Source organism: Leclercia sp. Marseille-Q4284 (assembly GCF_916618945.1).
Taxonomy (GTDB): Bacteria; Pseudomonadota; Gammaproteobacteria; order Enterobacterales; family Enterobacteriaceae; genus Enterobacter; species Enterobacter tamurae.
Genome location: NZ_CAKAKG010000001.1, coordinates 2,272,013 through 2,287,669, shown reverse-complemented (window position 1 = coordinate 2,287,669; position 15,657 = coordinate 2,272,013). Strand labels below are relative to the sequence as shown.

Here is a 15,657-nt window from a genome sequence, read left to right as displayed (position 1 = left end):
GGGCGCTAATGTAAGGAAAAGCCTTACTTACGTCAATCAACTTTTTCAGTAAATTAGCGCGTTGAGACAAACTTCAACCAACATGATTTCGAATTGTGCTGAATGTGCCTCTTTTATCTACAACCACCCTGGGCGCAAAATTTGTTATGCTGCGATGCAGTTGAAAATGAACGTAAAACAGCGCAACAGAAGGCAATCGCAATGGACATCATTTTTTACCACCCAACATTTGATAACGCTTACTGGATTAAAACGCTTTCGGCGGCGCTGCCGGGCGCACGGGTTCGCGAGTGGAAACGCGGCGATAATGAACCGGCGGATTATGCCCTGGTGTGGCATCCCCCGGTAGAGATGCTGCAGGGGCGCAATCTGAAGGCGGTGTTTGCCCTCGGTGCAGGCGTGGACTCGATCCTCAGCAAACTCAAAGCGCACCCGGAGATGCTGGCGGAAAGTATTCCCCTGTTCCGTCTTGAAGATACCGGCATGGGGCAGCAGATGCAGGAGTATGCCGTAAGCCAGGTGCTGCACTGGTTCCGCCGCTTTGATGACTATCAGGCCTTAAAACAGCAGGCCCGTTGGGAGCCACTGGCCGATTATCAGCGCGAAGATTTTACCATCGGTATCCTCGGGGCAGGGGTGCTGGGTGCTAAGGTGGCCGAAGCGCTGGCACCCTGGGGCTTCCCGCTGCGCTGCTGGAGCCGCACCCGCAAGGACTATCCTGGCGTCACCAGCTTTGCCGGGATGGAGGAGCTTCCGCAATTTTTACAGGGCACCCGGGTGCTGATTAATCTCCTTCCGAATACCGCGGAGACGGTTGGGATCATTAATAGCGACCTGCTGAATCAGCTGGCGGATAACAGCTATCTGATGAACCTGGCGCGCGGCGTTCACGTGATTGAGGCCGATCTGCTGGCGGCGCTGGAGCGTGGCAAGCTGAAAGGGGCGATGCTGGATGTCTACAGTAAAGAGCCATTACCTGCTGAGAACCCATTATGGGCCCACCCGCGCGTGGCCATGACCCCGCACGTGGCGGCGGTGACGCGTCCGGCAGAAGCCGTGGCCTATATCGCCCGCACCATCACCCATCTGGAAAAAGGCGAGCCGGTCACCGGGCAGGTCGACAGGCAGCGCGGATACTGAGTCAAACCCGGCCATCGCCGGGTTTTTGCTAATAAACGCCTGGGATAACTGCTATCCTTTGGGAAACACGAGAGGAGAAAACGATGTACCCCGTTGACCTGCATATGCACACCGTCGCCAGCACTCACGCCTACAGCAATCTTCATGACTATATCGCCCAGGCGAAGGTAAAGAACATAAAACTCTTTGCGATCACCGATCATGGTCCGGATATGGCGGATGCCCCGCACTACTGGCACTTTGTGAATATGCGTATCTGGCCGCGGGTGGTGGACGGGGTGGGGATCCTGCGCGGCATTGAGGCTAACATCAAAAACACCCAGGGTGAGATTGACTGTACCGGCCCGATGCTGACCTCTCTGGATCTGATCCTCGCCGGTTTTCATGAGCCGGTATTTCCCCCGCAGGACAAAGCCACCAACACCGAGGCGATGATCGCCACCATTGCCAGCGGCAACGTGCATATCATCAGCCATCCGGGTAACCCGAAATACCCTATCGACATTCAGGCTGTCGCCCGGGCTGCGGCTGAACATCACGTGGCGCTGGAGATCAACAACTCCTCCTTTATTCACTCCCGTAAAGGCAGCGAGGCGAACTGCCGTGACGTTGCGGCGGCGGTGCGTGACGCTGGTGGCTATGTGGCGCTGGGCTCCGATTCCCACACCGCGTTTACGCTGGGTGATTTTAGCGAGTGCCGCAAGATCCTCGATGCGGTGGACTTCCCTGAAGATCGCATTCTGAACGTGACGCCACGCCGGTTACTCGATTTCCTGGCGTCACGCGGTATGGCACCGATTGCCGAATTTGCTGAATTTTAACTGTGTAATGGACTAAATAAATGAACGAGTTTTCCATCCTCTGCCGCGTACTGGGTTCTATCTATTATCGCCAGCCGCAGGATCCGCTGCTGGTGCCGCTGTTTACCCTGATCCGCGAAGGCAAGCTGGCGAATAGCTGGCCTCTTGAGCAGGATGAGCTGCTGCAACGTCTGCAAAACAGCTGTGACATGCAGCAGATTTCAGCGGATTACAACGCACTGTTTGTGGGAGAAGAGTGTCGCGTGTCGCCTTACCGCTCTGCCTGGGAAGAGGGGGCGACCGAAGCCGAAGTGCGTGCGTTTCTCTCCACACGGGGTATGCCCCTGACCGATACCCCTGCCGACCATATCGGTACGCTGTTGCTGGCGGCCTCGTGGATTGAAGATCACGCGGCAGAAGATGAAAACGCGGCGCTGGAAACCCTCTTCGGGGAGTACATTTTACCCTGGTGTGGCGCGTTTCTCGGTAAGGTCGAGGCGCATGCCACCTCGCCATTCTGGCGTACCATGGCCCCGCTGACCCGTGACGCCGTTGCCGCTATGTGGGACGAGCTGCAGGAAGAGAACGAAGAGTGATATGGATCACTTTCTTAATGTAACAGCAAATCTCAATTTGCATATTATGTGTTTCTGATCTCATTTCATGGCCGCGTATCTGCTAAGATGCGCGCCATGAACATATTACTTTCTATTGCAATCACAACTGGCATCCTCTCCGGGATATGGGGTTGGGTTGCTGTCTCTCTTGGACTCCTGAGTTGGGCGGGCTTTCTGGGCTGCACAGCCTATTTCGCCTGCCCGCAGGGTGGCGTGAAGGGGCTGTTTATCTCGGCCTGTACGCTGATGAGCGGCGTGGCGTGGGCGATGATCATCATCCACGGCAGCGCGCTGACGCCTCATCTGGAGATTGTCGGCTACGTCATGACCGGCGTAGTGGCGTTTTTAATGTGCATCCAGGCAAAACATCTGCTGCTCTCTTTTGTACCAGGCACCTTTATGGGGGCCTGCGCCACTTTTGCAGGGCAGGGGGACTGGCGGCTGGTGGTGCCTTCGCTGGCGTTAGGGCTGGTGTTTGGTTACGCGATGAAAAACAGCGGACTCTGGCTGGCGGCGCGCAGAGACAGGGCGCGAAGCGTGACGGCGTTAAGCAAATAAAAAAAGGCGAGACCAGAGTCTCGCCTTTTTAATGCGCTTTCTGTCAGGATTCTGGCGGCGTTGACATCTCGCGGTATTTCACCAGAACATCGTTTTTCACTTCGTTCTTGTTTTGCAGATCCCACAGGCCGCGATCGATACCGTCGTTAATCAGGAAGATCACCCCGGTTTCAAGAGCGGACATCAGGCAGAGCATCACCGGTTCGTTAGAGGTATAACCGATTTCGCCTTCCAGCAGTCGCTGATAGTCGATAAAGCGGAACACCCCGGCCTGAACCTCGTACGAGAGAATGGTTTTGCTGGTGGTGACGGAGGATAAGATCTCCCCGGTACTCACGTTGACCACACGCAGGTTCACTGCAATCTGATCAAGCTGGTACTGCGTATTACCGCCGATACCGAAGTAGCGCGCTCCAACACCCCCCGATTTCACATTACTTTCGTAACCGATAATCGAGCCTTCAACCATGACGTTTGCCGCCGTGAGAGAGTGCAATGGAATACGGTTATTCATCGCCACGGTGCCGTTATCCTGCGCCGCACGAATGATTTTGCGTTCGTTGAGCAGGTTTTGCAGCCCCTGACGTTCCAGAGGAATAAACCAGCGAGAATCTTTCAACGCCGTGACCAGCATTGCGGTGGCGCTTTGCGGAACAGCGGTAGAGAAGTTACTTGCCGGATAAGGTTTAAATTGACCCGTTTCATCCTGAATATTGTAAACCGACACGTAGATCTTACCCGTTGGCAGTGGTAATTGGGTTAAATCACGATAGCTTTGGGCGCGAGGCATTAATGTCGGTTTTGCTGCCTGATTGGGCGGAGCAGTTAAACAACCGCTCAATAAGCACACTGCAACAAGTATGAGAAAGCGCTGCATGATTATTGTCCTTATCTCGACTATGTCTAAAAGTCGGTGGAATTACTTTGCAAGCCAGCGACCTGAATGGTGGAAGTTCTCCCCGTTTTCCGGTCTGTGACATTTAACTGCATTTGTCCGTCCGCATTGGCGATGTCGACAATAAAGTCGCTGGTCACCATCCGGCCCGGTTTACCGGTGTTGATGTTGGTCAATAATCCGCCCAGAACCTGGGCCTGGATTGCCTGGGTAAAGTTATCCAGAGCGCTTGGGGTCTCAATACCGAAGTCATCGTCGGCGCTCGGATCCCTGTAGGAGTTTTGCGCCTGGGCTGAGTTTAAAAGAAAAGAGCCATTATTGGGGTTGCCCCCGAAGTTAGGATTACGGAACTGAAAAGTCATATTTCCGGCCCAGCTCAACGATGGAATGAGCAGTAAAGCGATAACTGCATAGACAACACGCATGAATGCCTCCGAATTAAAACTCGTCTTGCGCTAAATCGCCGGTACTGAGCAGAGCCTTATCGATCTGCAGACGATTTAATGCTTCTTCGGTTTGAGCCAGAGCGAAGACCACGTTTTGATCCAGGTCTCTTTTCGTTGGGAATAAAAACGTCTGGAAAATAACGTCCTGATTGACCGTTATCGTGATCCAACTCCCCCATCGCGCACTGGGCCGTTCATTGATCGTTAAGTTCCCAGGATAGTCACTTTCCCATTTGTCGCTGAACTCGCGATAAAAAGCATGACCGACAGCCGAGACCGTGTGGTCAGTTAACAATCCTGGGATCTCTACTTCAACCGCATGCAGATTCCCGGCAGCAAGCCATAAACCTGCTGCGGCAATCCAACTCATTGTGCGTTTCATACTGTTAACGCCTGAGGTTATCATTTGCCCATGAAACCGCCTGCGTCCGATTTTTAACAGCTATCTTCTTGAAAAGATTATAAAGATGGGTCTTGACCGTATTTTCGCTGATAAATAACGAACGGGCGATTTCAATATTTGAAGCTCCGATGCGTAATTTATTCAGAATCTCTTTTTCGCGATGGGTCAGCAACGCAGACTCTGAACTGTTATAGCGATAATTTCCGGAATGCGTTATGAGGTAGCTGGCAAGTTTTTGCGAAAAATAGCATTCCCCACGCAGAATGCCCTGCAGGCCCTCAACCACGCGTGTCTCGTCCTCGTTGACATAAAAGACACCATTGATATGCGGCCAGCTTTCAATATCTCTGAATGGATACTCTTCGGGCGTATTCAACAACAACACACGGATATTGTTGTTTTTTCTGCTTAAAATATCTTGCCAGTATTGGATAAGTTTTTTATCCGCTTCCATCATATCGAAAAGAATAATGCTGCCAGGGGCAATGTCATCAAAAGAGCGTTGAATGCTATGCAATTTTCCGCTCAAGGTCAGACTTTGCTTTAAATGCTGTAGTAAGGCTGTCGCCTGCAAAGAAGGTTTGGTCACTAACAATAATGTCTGACCATGAAAACTTTGGACTTCATTAAACATGATGAAACCCCTTTTTTGAAACACCTGGCAGTTGCCCCCAATAATATTATTGGGGGCTCCAGAAGTACTGACAGATGTTGCACTGCTGTGTGTAGAAGAAAGACCATATCCCTTCAAGTAAGGGAAAATAAAATAACAATAGCGAACTTCTGTTTTCAATCTAGCTATTACGATTTTTAAAGCAAGTGTTAAACGTGTAACAAGATGTAAAAATCAATATTAACTTGTAAAAATTGAGTTCATGAATTGATGAGGATTCATCATAAAGTTGTACACAAAGATATTGATGCACACATTTTAAAAATCATACAAATTATATTATATTATTGATTTTTAAGGTTAATTTATTTTAGGTGTTATTGTCAGTCAGGTATGAGCCGGGTCAAAACGCTAAGTCTATTTTTACACTGTGTAAACGTCTTAAGAAATCACGCACTTTGTCACGCATTCATGGATATATCGTGATCGCCCCCCTGCAAGGCAGGCGAAACGGCAAATCAGCATTTTCGTCGCTATCCATTTCCAAAATGGGCATATGCCCTTTTAAAAAGGCCTGTTAAATCGCTGTATCGCCACAGTGTTTAATTTTTTTTAATACTTTGGGGTGAAAGGGAGAATAAAAATACAACTGGCGGGTGAGATATTAAAATTGTTTCGGCAGACATACTCTTCATCGTAACGCCGGGTTAACAAAATATTTCGCTTTGTTAACGCAAGTTATTTTACCACCAGGTCCAGGGTGATGACATGAAGAACAGTTTGTTATTGATGTTTACATTACTGGGTGCACCTGGATTTGTTTTCGCCACCCCTGATTTGGCAGCTTCAGAATACAATTTTGCGGTGAATGAATTGAGTAAATCATCCTATAACCAGGCCGCTATTATTGGACAACAGGGCGTTAATAATAACGCGACTGTTCTCCAGCAGGGCTCGAAATTGTTATCTGTAGTTTCCCAGGAAGGCGGAAATAATCGGGCGAACATTGAACAATCAGGCAGTTATAACCTTGCCTGGATTGATCAAAAAGGGAACTCGAACAGTGCGAGTATTAATCAAGGTGCATATGGTAATACCGCCATGATTATTCAGAAAGGTTCTGGTAATAAAGCGAATATTACGCAGTACGGTACGCAAAAAACGGCAGTTGTAGTGCAGAGACAGTCACAAATGGCCATTCGCGTTATCCAACGCTAGCTATTTAATGACGAACTAAATCAATCCGATGGGGGCTTTACAATGAAACTTTTAAAAGTGGCAGTAATTGCAGCAATCGTGGTTTCTGGCAGTGCTATGGCTGGCTCCGTTCCACAATGGGGCAATAATCATGGCGGCGGCAACAATGGTGGTAATAACGTTAGCCCAGAAACGCTGACTGTTTATCAGTACGGTGGTCGTAACAACGTAGACGCTTTGCAGAGCGACGCTCGTGGGTCTGAAATCACCGTAACCCAGAACGGTTTCGGTAACGATGCTGACCTGTCACAGGGCGCTGATAACAGCGAAATCGATCTGAACCAGCGTGGCCAGGGTAACGAAGCGACCATCAGCCAGTGGAGTGGTCGTGACCTGACCGCTAACGTTCGTCAGTCTGGTGGCCGTAACGAAGTTAGTCTGAACCAAACCTCTAACGGCGCTACCGCTAACATCACTCAGGTTGGCTTTGGCAACACCGTTACAGCTGGTCAGTACTAACGCTGACGTCCGAACGATGAAAAAACAGGGCTGAGGCCCTGTTTTTTTTTGGGAGAAGATCATGAATACACTGTTACTGCTTGCCGCGCTGACCAGCCAGATCACTTTTCAGACCACCACAGAGGGCGAGATGTTGACCATTATTCCTCAGGTAACGGTGACGGAACCCTGTCTGTGTCAGGTGCAGATCCTCACCTCGCGCAGCGGTCCCGGTGGGCAAAGCACCTCGCGACAGCAAAATACGCTTTCGTTACCGGCCAATAAAACGGTCAACCTGCCCCGCATGACACTAAACTCAGGCCCTGACGATAAGGTCAATGTCATTGTCACCGTGTCGGATGGCAAGTCACTGCATCTTTCACAACAGTGGCCGCCGTCAAAAGCGTAATGGGTAAAAACATTCATGAAATCAATGTATTGATTAATGTAGCGGAAATGTTGTTATGTGATTATGCTGATGTTACTGGCATCGTCGATGCTGGTCGACAGCCCGGTCCGGGACCTGTTGTTTCATTATCAGGGACGATTTTCATTAAGGATCGCACCGATGGTCTCGTCCCGCATCAAACTTGCCGCCGCGCTCGTGCTGGCGGCTACGTTCACACCGGCTTACGCCAGTAATGTTATCCATTTTATCGGACAGATTGTTGAAGGTCCCTGCGTCATCTCACCGACATCACGTACTCTTTCGGTATCCTGTCCGCAAGAATCAAAAATGCACACTCAACAGGTGAGCTATTCAGATGCCTTATATGGAGCTGCGGTAACGGATCGTGCGACCATCAGTATGAAGTACATTAATCCTGAAAAGTCGCTGGCTATCGTTCAGGTGGATTATCACTGAGGCGGGGCGGTTTTCTGATTACCGGGCTTACACACCCCATCCTCTGCGATACACTTAAGAAAAAAGCGTCAGCAGAGGTTGCTTATGAACTCGCGTATTGAAGTTTTTCTGGGTGATATCACCACCCTGCATGTTGATGTGGTCGTCAATGCCGCCAACCCCTCGTTAATGGGCGGGGGCGGCGTGGATGGCGCCATCCACCGTGCGGCGGGGCCAGCCCTGCTGGAGGCCTGCCGGGTGGTGCGTCAGCAGCAGGGTGAGTGCGCCCCGGGCCAGGCGGTGATTACTCTGGCAGGCGATCTGCCTGCCAAAGCGGTGATCCACACTGTGGGTCCCGTCTGGCATGGGGGCGAGCATCATGAAGCCCGAATCCTGGAAGAAGCCTACCGCAACAGCCTGAACCTGGCGGCAGCCAACGGCTATCACTCCCTCGCATTCCCGGCGATCAGCACCGGGATCTACGGTTATCCTCGCGCGGCAGCGGCAGAAATCGCCGTTAACACGGTTTCGGATTATCTCACCCGCAAGCCTCTGCCGGAGCGGGTATACTTTGTCTGCTATGATGAAGAAAATGCCCGACTATACAAGCGACTGCTTACCCAGCGAGGACAGGAAACCGACGCATAACACCCGACTCGGGCGTGCTATTGCGCCGGTCAGTTCCGCACATCCTGGCCTTTGTGGCCTTCTCCCCCTTGATAACAGTCTGGACGCCTTCGCCTGCCGCTACCGGCTGGCGGAGATGGCGGAAAAGACCCTCGATGTGCAGTACTACATCTGGGAAGACGACATGTCCGGAAGACTGCTGTTTTCCGTGCTGCTCTCCGCCGCCATGCGCGGCGTGCGCGTCCGTCTGCTGCTGGATGACAACAATACCCAGGGGCTCGACGCCATCCTGCGCCTGCTGGACGCGCACCCCAATTTCTCGGTTCGTCTGTTTAATCCTTTCTCGTTTCGCTCCCTGCGTGCCCTGGGCTACCTCACCGATTTTGCCCGCCTCAACCGGCGGATGCATAACAAGAGTTTTACCGTGGACGGGGAGGTCACCATCGTCGGCGGCAGAAACATCGGGGATGCCTATTTTGGCGCGGGCGAGGAGCCGCTGTTCTCCGATCTGGATGTGATGGCGACAGGCCCGGTGGTCCAGGACGTGGCCGATGACTTTGAACGTTACTGGAACTGCGCCTCGGTCTCCACGCTCCAGCAGGTGCTGGAACTGTCTGAGACCGAAATCGAAGATAAAATTCACCCGCCTGAAGAGTGGTATCGGGACGATATTACCCGCCGCTATCTGGATAAACTCCAGTCCAGCGAGTTTATTACCCGCCTGGAAGCGGGTGATTTACCCTTGATCTGGGCGAAAACCCGGTTGCTTAGCGACGATCCCCGTAAAGGGCAGGGGCGGGCAAAACGCCATTCCCTGCTGCCGCAGCGCTTGCTGGACGTGATGGGCTCGCCGGTTGAGCAAATTGCGATTATTTCGGCCTATTTTGTTCCCACCCGGGCGGGGGTGGCGCTGCTGCTGCAGATGGTGCGCAAGGGGGTTAAGGTCGCCATCATGACCAATTCCCTGGCGGCCAACGATGTCGCCGTAGTGCATGCCGGTTATGCCCGCTGGCGCAAGAAGCTGTTGCGCCATGGCATTGAACTCTACGAGCTCAAGCCGACCCAGGATGGCGTGCCGGTAGTACACGACCGCGGCATTACCGGGAACTCCGGTTCCAGCCTGCACGCCAAAACGTTCAGCATCGACGGGGAAAAGGTATTTATTGGTTCGCTTAATTTTGATCCCCGATCAACGATGCTCAACACCGAGATGGGCTTCGTCATCGAAAGCGAGGTGCTGGCGCGACTGATCCATACGCGGTTTGTACGCAGTCAGCGCCACGAGGCCTGGCAGTTAAAGCTGGACAAACTGGGGCGTGTGAACTGGATTGAGCGCAAGGACGGGGAGGAGATCGTCCACAAAAAGGAGCCTAAAACCCGTTTCTGGCAGCGGATGCAGGTGCGGCTGGCCTACTGGTTGCCGGTAGAGTGGCTGCTGTGAAGTTGCGCCGGTGCAATGACCGGCGCGCAACGGATTAGCTGGTGGCCTGCGGGGTATTATTAGGTTTGCTGGCCGGTTTACCGGAAAACAGGAAGCGCAGGAGCGGAATACGCAGATGGATTTCATACAGCACAATCGCAATCCCGACCACAAACACCAGTCCGGCGATAAAGCCCAGCAGGTTTGAACTGATATGCGGCGTGATGTAAGCGCCGAAAAACAGCGTCAACGGATGGTGCACCAGATAGATGAACAGCGAAGCGTTAACGAAATAGGTGACGCGCGCGGATTTAAAGTTCAGCAGGCGGTGCCCCAGGGCAAAGACCACATTCACCATCCACAGTCCCAGCAGCATGGTGATCACGCTTTCGGTTTCATACATCCACGCATCGCCGCTGCCATAACGCTGATTCAGCAGATAGGCGACAAACGCCAGGGCTGCTCCGAGGTTGCAGCCGCGCGACGGGGTGGTAAACAGGGCTTTCAGTTGGGGATGGACAAACGCCAGCGCGCCAATAATAAAGAAAGGCAGATAGAAGAGGGTCTGCATCACCACAAAGTTGAACAGGCCGTCGCTGAGGATCGGTGAATAAACGATGAGCAACGTGCGGCGCAGCGCAGCATAAGCAATGCCCAGCAGTAAAAACAGAACCGACAGTTTGCCCCAGCTGATATCAGCGAAAAACGTCTGTGAACCTGTACTCAGACGGCGGCGCATACGGCTGAACAGCCACAGGCTGACCGTGGTCATCACCACCAGCACCAGCAGGAACCACAGGTGCGATACCAGCTCCCAGGCAAGCGTATTGTATTTTTCGTACAGCGACAGGTTGTGCCAGGTGTCCGCTTTGCCTTTTACATACTGCAGCATGATGAATTGCGGCAGCGTGAGCAGGGGGATGGCGGTGAGCATCGGGATCCCGACCCGCTCCACGCGCACTTTCCACCAGCGCTTAAGCGGGTAGCGCAGAAAAAGCATGTAGGAAAAATAGCCCGAAATAACGAAAAAGACCTGCATCCGGAACGAGTGGATGAAATCGTTAAACAGCGTCAGCCACCATGAGGACTCGGCACTATTGACGTGCCAGACGTGGCTCGAATAGATCAAGGAGATGTGAAACGGGATCCCCAGCAGCATCAGCCAGGCCCGAATAGAATCAAGGAAGTATTCGCGTTGTGTGGGTACGGTACTCATATAGCCTTGTGCATTCTCAGACTTATCGCCTTATCCCTAAGAGCAATAGTGGTTACATTCGGAGCCAACCCTACACGAAGTCCGACATACTGTCTCCAGGATAAGCACGCAAAGTGAAAACGGGTTACTTTCATTTGCTTATTCCATGAGCCAGCACGCTGAACAAAGCGGTGATTATGTTGTCGGAATGCCTGATTTTCCATTAAAATGGATCGGATCGATATAAGCACACAAAGGGGGAAGTGCTTACTTATTATGAAACATACACCACATATGATGAAAATGCGTTGGGTAGGGGCAGCCGTCTTGTTGTCTCTGTATACCTCATCGGCCCTGGCCTTTACTATCGACGATGTCGCAAAACAGGCAAAATCGATGGCAGGTAAGGGGTACGAAGCGCCAAAAAGTAACTTGCCCTCCGTTTTCCGCGACATGAAATACGCGGACTATCAGCAGATCCAGTTTAATCACGATAAAGCGTACTGGAATAAGATTAAAACCCCTTTCAAGCTTGAGTTTTATCATCAGGGGATGTACTTCGACACGCCTGTCACCATTAATGAAGTGACATCCAACGCGGTACGTAAAATCAAGTACAGCCCGGACTATTTTAATTTCGGCAATGTGCAACACGATAAAGACACCGTGAAAGATCTGGGCTTCGCGGGCTTTAAAGTGCTTTACCCGATCAACAGTAAAGATAAGAACGACGAAATTGTCAGCATGCTGGGCGCCAGCTATTTCCGCGTGATCGGCGGTGGCCAGGTGTACGGCCTCTCTGCACGTGGTCTGGCGATCGATACCGCCCTGCCTTCCGGGGAAGAGTTCCCCCGTTTCCGTGAGTTCTGGATTGAACGTCCTAAACCGACCGACAAACGCCTGACCATCTATGCGCTGCTGGACTCCCCGCGTGCCACCGGTGCCTATCGCTTTGTCATTATTCCGGGCCGCGACACCGTGGTTGACGTGCAGTCTAAAGTCTATCTGCGCGATAAAGTCGGCAAACTGGGCGTAGCGCCGCTGACCAGTATGTTCCTGTTCGGACCTAACCAGCCGTCGTCAGCTACCAACTTCCGCCCGGAACTGCATGACTCTAACGGTCTGTCGATTCTGGCCGGGAACGGCGAATGGATCTGGCGTCCGCTGAACAACCCGAAACACCTGGCGGTAAGCAGCTTCAGCATGGAAAACCCACAAGGGTTTGGCCTGCTGCAACGTGGCCGTGATTTCTCTCGCTTTGAAGATCTGGACGATCGTTACGATCTGCGCCCAAGCGCCTGGATCACCCCGAAAGGCGAGTGGGGCAAAGGCAAAGTTGAGCTGGTAGAGATCCCGACCAACGACGAAACCAACGACAACATCGTCGCCTACTGGACGCCGGATCAGCTGCCGGAAGCCGGGAAAGAGATGAACTTCAACTACTCCATCACCATGAGCCGCGATGAAGACAAGCTGCATGCGCCAGAAAACGCGTATGTACTGCAGACCCGCCGTTCCACCGGAGATGTGAAACAGTCGAATCTGATCCGTCAGCCTGATGGCACCATCGCCTTCGTGGTGGACTTCACCGGTCAGGAGATGAGTAAACTGGCACCGGAAACCCCGGTCACCGCCCAGACGAGCATTGGTGATAACGGTGAAATCGTGGAAAACAACGTGCGTTATAACCCGGTCACCAAAGGCTGGCGTTTAACCCTGCGTGTGAAACTGAAAGATGCGAAACAACCGACTGAGATGCGTGCCGCTCTGGTGAACGCTGACCAGCCGTTGAGTGAAACCTGGAGCTATCAGCTACCTGCCAATGAATAAGACAACTGAGTATATCGATGCCATGCCGCTGACCGATATCGAGAAGGCGGCACTGCCGAAGGGTGACATCACTGCGGTGCATACCGCGCTGGATGCCGATCATCATCCGTTTACCCGTGAAGATGATACCCCGCTGGGCTCGGTTAAAAGCCGTCTCGAGCAGGCCTGGCCCGACTCACTGGCCGAAGGCCAGCTGATTCGCGATGACGAAGGGCGCACCCAGCTTGAAGCGATGCCGAAAGCGACGCGCTCCTCAATGTTCCCGGATCCCTGGCGCACCAACCCGGTGGGCCGTTTCTGGGATCGCCTGCGTGGCCGCGATGTGACCCCGCGCTATCTCTCTCGCCTGACCAAAGAGCAACAGGCCAGCGAAGAGAAATGGCGTACCGTCGGCAGTATTCGCCGCTACATCCTGCTGCTGCTGACCATCGCGCAGACCGTCGTCGCCACCTGGTATATGAAGACCATTCTGCCTTACCAGGGCTGGGCGCTGATCAATCCGGCCGATATGCTCGGCCAGGATCTGCTGGTCTCGTTTATGCAGCTGCTGCCGTATATTCTGCAAAGCGGCATCCTGCTGCTGTTCGCCATTCTCTTCTGCTGGGTCTCGGCCGGTTTCTGGACCGCGTTGATGGGCTTCCTGCAGCTGTTGATTGGCCGGGACAAATACAGCATTTCGCACTCTACGGTGGGGGATGAACCCCTCAACCCTGAGCACCGTACGGCGCTGATCATGCCCATCTGTAACGAAGACGTGGATCGCGTCTTCGCCGGCCTGCGTGCCACCTGGGAGTCGGTGAAAGCCACCGGTAACGGCGAACACTTCGACGTTTACATCCTGAGTGACAGCTACAACCCCGACATTTGCGTGGCGGAACAGAAAGCCTGGATGGAGCTGATCGCCGAAGTGCAGGGTGAAGGGCAGATCTTCTACCGTCGCCGCCGTCGTCGCGTGAAGCGTAAAAGCGGTAATATCGATGACTTCTGCCGTCGCTGGGGCAACCAGTACAGCTATATGGTGGTGCTGGATGCGGACTCGGTGATGACCGGTGACTGCCTGTCGGGCCTTGTGCGCCTGATGGAAGCCAACCCGAATGCCGGGATCATCCAGTCTTCGCCAAAAGCGTCGGGCATGGACACGCTGTATGCGCGCTGCCAGCAGTTTGCGACCCGCGTGTACGGGCCGCTGTTCACCGCCGGTCTGCACTTCTGGCAGCTGGGTGAATCGCACTACTGGGGGCATAACGCCATCATCCGCGTGAAGCCGTTCATCGAGCACTGTGCCCTGGCACCGCTGCCGGGTGAAGGCTCCTTTGCGGGCTCGATCCTGTCCCATGACTTCGTGGAAGCCGCGCTGATGCGTCGTGCCGGTTGGGGGGTGTGGATTGCCTACGACCTGCCGGGCTCCTATGAAGAGCTGCCGCCTAACCTGCTGGATGAACTGAAGCGTGACCGTCGCTGGTGCCACGGTAACCTGATGAACTTCCGCCTGTTCCTCGTCAAAGGGATGCACCCGGTACACCGTGCCGTGTTCCTGACCGGCGTGATGTCCTATCTCTCCGCGCCGCTGTGGTTTATGTTCCTGGCCCTGTCGACCGCGCTGCAGGTGGTGCATGCCCTGACCGAGCCGCAGTACTTCCTGCAACCGCGCCAGCTGTTCCCGGTGTGGCCGCAGTGGCGTCCTGAGCTGGCGATTGCGCTCTTTGCCTCGACGATGGTGCTGCTGTTCCTGCCGAAGCTGCTGAGTATCGTGCTGATCTGGTGTAAAGGCTCGAAAGAGTACGGCGGTTTCTTCCGCGTAACGCTCTCCCTGCTGCTGGAAGTGCTGTTCTCCGTGCTGCTGGCCCCGGTACGTATGCTGTTCCACACCGTCTTCGTGGTCAGCGCCTTCCTCGGCTGGGAAGTGGTCTGGAACTCGCCGCAGCGTGACGATGACTCCACCCCATGGAGTGAAGCCTTTATGCGTCACGGCTCGCAGATGCTGCTGGGCCTGGTGTGGGCGGTTGGCATGGCGTGGCTGGATCTGCGCTTCCTGTTCTGGCTGGCGCCGATTGTCTTCTCCCTGATCCTGTCGCCGTTTGTGTCGGTGTTCTCCAGCCGGTCAACGCTGGGATTACGCACCAAACGCTGGAAGCTGTTCCTGATCCCGGAAGAGTATTCCCCGCCGCAGGTGCTGGTGGATACCGACAACTATCTGGAGCTCAATCGCAGCCGTTCGCTGGACGATGGGTTTATGCACGCCGTGTTTAATCCGTCATTCAACGCCCTGGCGACCGCAATGGCGACAGCCCGTCACCGGGCGAGCAACGTGCTGGAGATTGCCCGCGATCGTCACGTTGAGCAGGCGCTGAACGAGACCCCGGAGAAGCTGAACCGCGATCGTCGTCTGGTACTGCTGAGCGACCCGGTCACCATGTCGCGTCTGCATCATCGTGTCTGGTCTGCCCCGGAGAGATACTCTTCCTGGGTGAGCCATTATGAGACGTTGAAGATGAACCCGCAGGCGTTGAAAGCGAAGTAATGCCCCGAAGGGCAAATAAATACCGGCTCCAGGGCCGGTATTTTTTTATCAGA

General features: G+C 53.6%; 17 protein-coding genes. 12 read left to right on the top strand and 5 right to left on the bottom strand.

Translation table 11 applies throughout. The features are described from left to right. Positions 1-201 precede the first annotated feature (201 nt). The 4 genes from ghrA to LG383_RS10835 all read left to right on the top strand — a co-directional run bounded on the left by ghrA (position 202) and on the right by LG383_RS10835 (position 3,115). Positions 202-1,140 (top strand): glyoxylate/hydroxypyruvate reductase GhrA, encoded by a 939-nt coding sequence (gene ghrA, locus LG383_RS10850; RefSeq protein ID WP_225759089.1) that lies wholly within the window; start codon positions 202-204, stop codon positions 1,138-1,140. 83 nt (positions 1,141-1,223) lie between these two features. Then, positions 1,224-1,961: a phosphatase gene (locus LG383_RS10845; RefSeq protein WP_166182103.1), complete on the top strand. Its 738-nt coding sequence runs from the start codon at positions 1,224-1,226 to the stop codon at positions 1,959-1,961. Positions 1,962-1,981: 20 nt separating this feature from the next. Further along, the gene (locus LG383_RS10840) at positions 1,982-2,536 is read left to right on the top strand and encodes a molecular chaperone (protein WP_225759088.1); all 555 of its coding nucleotides are present in this window, start codon (positions 1,982-1,984) and stop codon (positions 2,534-2,536) included. A 96-nt stretch (positions 2,537-2,632) separates the two neighbouring features. Further along, positions 2,633-3,115 (top strand): DUF1097 domain-containing protein, encoded by a 483-nt coding sequence (locus tag LG383_RS10835; RefSeq protein WP_207630103.1) that lies wholly within the window; start codon positions 2,633-2,635, stop codon positions 3,113-3,115. A gap of 43 nt (positions 3,116-3,158) precedes the next feature. Here the strand turns inward: LG383_RS10835 and csgG are convergent, their stop codons facing one another. From csgG to csgD, 4 genes are read right to left on the bottom strand one after another with little or no spacing between them, the layout of a single operon-like run. Next, positions 3,159-3,992 (bottom strand): curli production assembly/transport protein CsgG, encoded by an 834-nt coding sequence (gene csgG / locus LG383_RS10830; protein WP_106992686.1) that lies wholly within the window; start codon positions 3,990-3,992, stop codon positions 3,159-3,161. Positions 3,993-4,018: 26 nt separating this feature from the next. Beyond that, positions 4,019-4,435, bottom strand: a complete 417-nt coding sequence (gene csgF, locus LG383_RS10825) for a curli production assembly/transport protein CsgF (RefSeq protein ID WP_106992687.1) — start codon at positions 4,433-4,435, stop codon at positions 4,019-4,021. 13 nt (positions 4,436-4,448) lie between these two features. Beyond that, positions 4,449-4,838, bottom strand: a complete 390-nt coding sequence (gene csgE / locus LG383_RS10820) for a curli production assembly/transport protein CsgE (RefSeq protein ID WP_106992688.1) — start codon at positions 4,836-4,838, stop codon at positions 4,449-4,451. Positions 4,839-4,842: 4 nt separating this feature from the next. After that, a complete protein-coding gene (gene csgD, locus LG383_RS10815) occupies positions 4,843-5,493 on the bottom strand; it encodes a biofilm master transcriptional regulator CsgD (RefSeq protein ID WP_106992689.1) in 651 nt (216 codons plus the stop codon). 747 nt (positions 5,494-6,240) lie between these two features. Between csgD and csgB the strand changes: the two genes are divergently transcribed. The 6 genes from csgB to LG383_RS10785 all read left to right on the top strand — a co-directional run bounded on the left by csgB (position 6,241) and on the right by LG383_RS10785 (position 10,079). Further along, positions 6,241-6,690: a curli minor subunit CsgB gene (gene csgB / locus LG383_RS10810; RefSeq protein ID WP_106992690.1), complete on the top strand. Its 450-nt coding sequence runs from the start codon at positions 6,241-6,243 to the stop codon at positions 6,688-6,690. Between the two features lie 42 nt (positions 6,691-6,732). Next, complete coding sequence (gene csgA, locus LG383_RS10805) at positions 6,733-7,188, top strand: curli major subunit CsgA (RefSeq protein WP_106992691.1); 456 nt, start codon at positions 6,733-6,735, stop codon at positions 7,186-7,188. Positions 7,189-7,249: 61 nt separating this feature from the next. Then, on the top strand, positions 7,250-7,576 hold the full coding sequence (csgC, locus tag LG383_RS10800) for a curli assembly chaperone CsgC (RefSeq protein ID WP_225759087.1): 327 nt from the start codon (positions 7,250-7,252) through the stop codon (positions 7,574-7,576). Positions 7,577-7,663: 87 nt separating this feature from the next. Continuing rightward, positions 7,664-8,032 carry a type 1 fimbrial protein gene (locus LG383_RS10795; RefSeq protein ID WP_225759086.1) on the top strand — a complete coding sequence of 123 codons (369 nt, stop codon included), beginning with the start codon at positions 7,664-7,666 and terminating at the stop codon, positions 8,030-8,032. An 84-nt stretch (positions 8,033-8,116) separates the two neighbouring features. After that, positions 8,117-8,659, top strand: coding sequence for an O-acetyl-ADP-ribose deacetylase (ymdB, locus tag LG383_RS10790; protein WP_106992694.1), 543 nt, complete (start codon positions 8,117-8,119; stop codon positions 8,657-8,659). Next, the gene (locus LG383_RS10785) at positions 8,595-10,079 is read left to right on the top strand and encodes a phospholipase D family protein (RefSeq protein WP_166185161.1); all 1,485 of its coding nucleotides are present in this window, start codon (positions 8,595-8,597) and stop codon (positions 10,077-10,079) included. Before ymdB ends, LG383_RS10785 begins: the two co-directional genes overlap by 65 nt. A 34-nt stretch (positions 10,080-10,113) precedes the next feature. On the opposite strand, the gene mdoC is transcribed toward LG383_RS10785, so the two are convergent. Continuing rightward, positions 10,114-11,274, bottom strand: coding sequence for a glucans biosynthesis protein MdoC (gene mdoC / locus LG383_RS10780; protein ID WP_225759085.1), 1,161 nt, complete (start codon positions 11,272-11,274; stop codon positions 10,114-10,116). A gap of 273 nt (positions 11,275-11,547) precedes the next feature. Between mdoC and mdoG the strand changes: the two genes are divergently transcribed. Together mdoG and mdoH are read left to right on the top strand one after the other, a co-directional pair. Beyond that, a complete protein-coding gene (gene mdoG, locus LG383_RS10775; protein ID WP_106992698.1) occupies positions 11,548-13,083 on the top strand; it encodes a glucans biosynthesis protein MdoG in 1,536 nt (511 codons plus the stop codon). Beyond that, on the top strand, positions 13,076-15,604 hold the full coding sequence (mdoH, locus tag LG383_RS10770) for a glucans biosynthesis glucosyltransferase MdoH (protein WP_225759084.1): 2,529 nt from the start codon (positions 13,076-13,078) through the stop codon (positions 15,602-15,604). Before mdoG ends, mdoH begins: the two co-directional genes overlap by 8 nt. Positions 15,605-15,657 lie beyond the last annotated feature (53 nt).

What these genes read in the sequence shown, in the direction of transcription:
- csgB (WP_106992690.1), top strand. Translation starts at nt 6,241, where the DNA reads ATGAAGAACAGTTTGTTATTGATGTTTACATTACTGGGTGCACCTGGA.
- LG383_RS10785 (WP_166185161.1), top strand. Translation starts at nt 8,595, where the DNA reads ATGAAGAAAATGCCCGACTATACAAGCGACTGCTTACCCAGCGAGGAC.
- csgG (WP_106992686.1), bottom strand. Translation starts at nt 3,992, where the DNA reads ATGCAGCGCTTTCTCATACTTGTTGCAGTGTGCTTATTGAGCGGTTGT.
- csgA (WP_106992691.1), top strand. Translation starts at nt 6,733, where the DNA reads ATGAAACTTTTAAAAGTGGCAGTAATTGCAGCAATCGTGGTTTCTGGC.
- LG383_RS10835 (WP_207630103.1), top strand. Translation starts at nt 2,633, where the DNA reads ATGAACATATTACTTTCTATTGCAATCACAACTGGCATCCTCTCCGGG.
- LG383_RS10845 (WP_166182103.1), top strand. Translation starts at nt 1,224, where the DNA reads ATGTACCCCGTTGACCTGCATATGCACACCGTCGCCAGCACTCACGCC.
- mdoG (WP_106992698.1), top strand. Translation starts at nt 11,548, where the DNA reads ATGATGAAAATGCGTTGGGTAGGGGCAGCCGTCTTGTTGTCTCTGTAT.
- mdoH (WP_225759084.1), top strand. Translation starts at nt 13,076, where the DNA reads ATGAATAAGACAACTGAGTATATCGATGCCATGCCGCTGACCGATATC.
- ymdB (WP_106992694.1), top strand. Translation starts at nt 8,117, where the DNA reads ATGAACTCGCGTATTGAAGTTTTTCTGGGTGATATCACCACCCTGCAT.
- csgC (WP_225759087.1), top strand. Translation starts at nt 7,250, where the DNA reads ATGAATACACTGTTACTGCTTGCCGCGCTGACCAGCCAGATCACTTTT.
- ghrA (WP_225759089.1), top strand. Translation starts at nt 202, where the DNA reads ATGGACATCATTTTTTACCACCCAACATTTGATAACGCTTACTGGATT.
- csgE (WP_106992688.1), bottom strand. Translation starts at nt 4,838, where the DNA reads ATGAAACGCACAATGAGTTGGATTGCCGCAGCAGGTTTATGGCTTGCT.
- LG383_RS10840 (WP_225759088.1), top strand. Translation starts at nt 1,982, where the DNA reads ATGAACGAGTTTTCCATCCTCTGCCGCGTACTGGGTTCTATCTATTAT.
- csgD (WP_106992689.1), bottom strand. Translation starts at nt 5,493, where the DNA reads ATGTTTAATGAAGTCCAAAGTTTTCATGGTCAGACATTATTGTTAGTG.
- LG383_RS10795 (WP_225759086.1), top strand. Translation starts at nt 7,664, where the DNA reads ATGCTGGTCGACAGCCCGGTCCGGGACCTGTTGTTTCATTATCAGGGA.
- csgF (WP_106992687.1), bottom strand. Translation starts at nt 4,435, where the DNA reads ATGCGTGTTGTCTATGCAGTTATCGCTTTACTGCTCATTCCATCGTTG.
- mdoC (WP_225759085.1), bottom strand. Translation starts at nt 11,274, where the DNA reads ATGAGTACCGTACCCACACAACGCGAATACTTCCTTGATTCTATTCGG.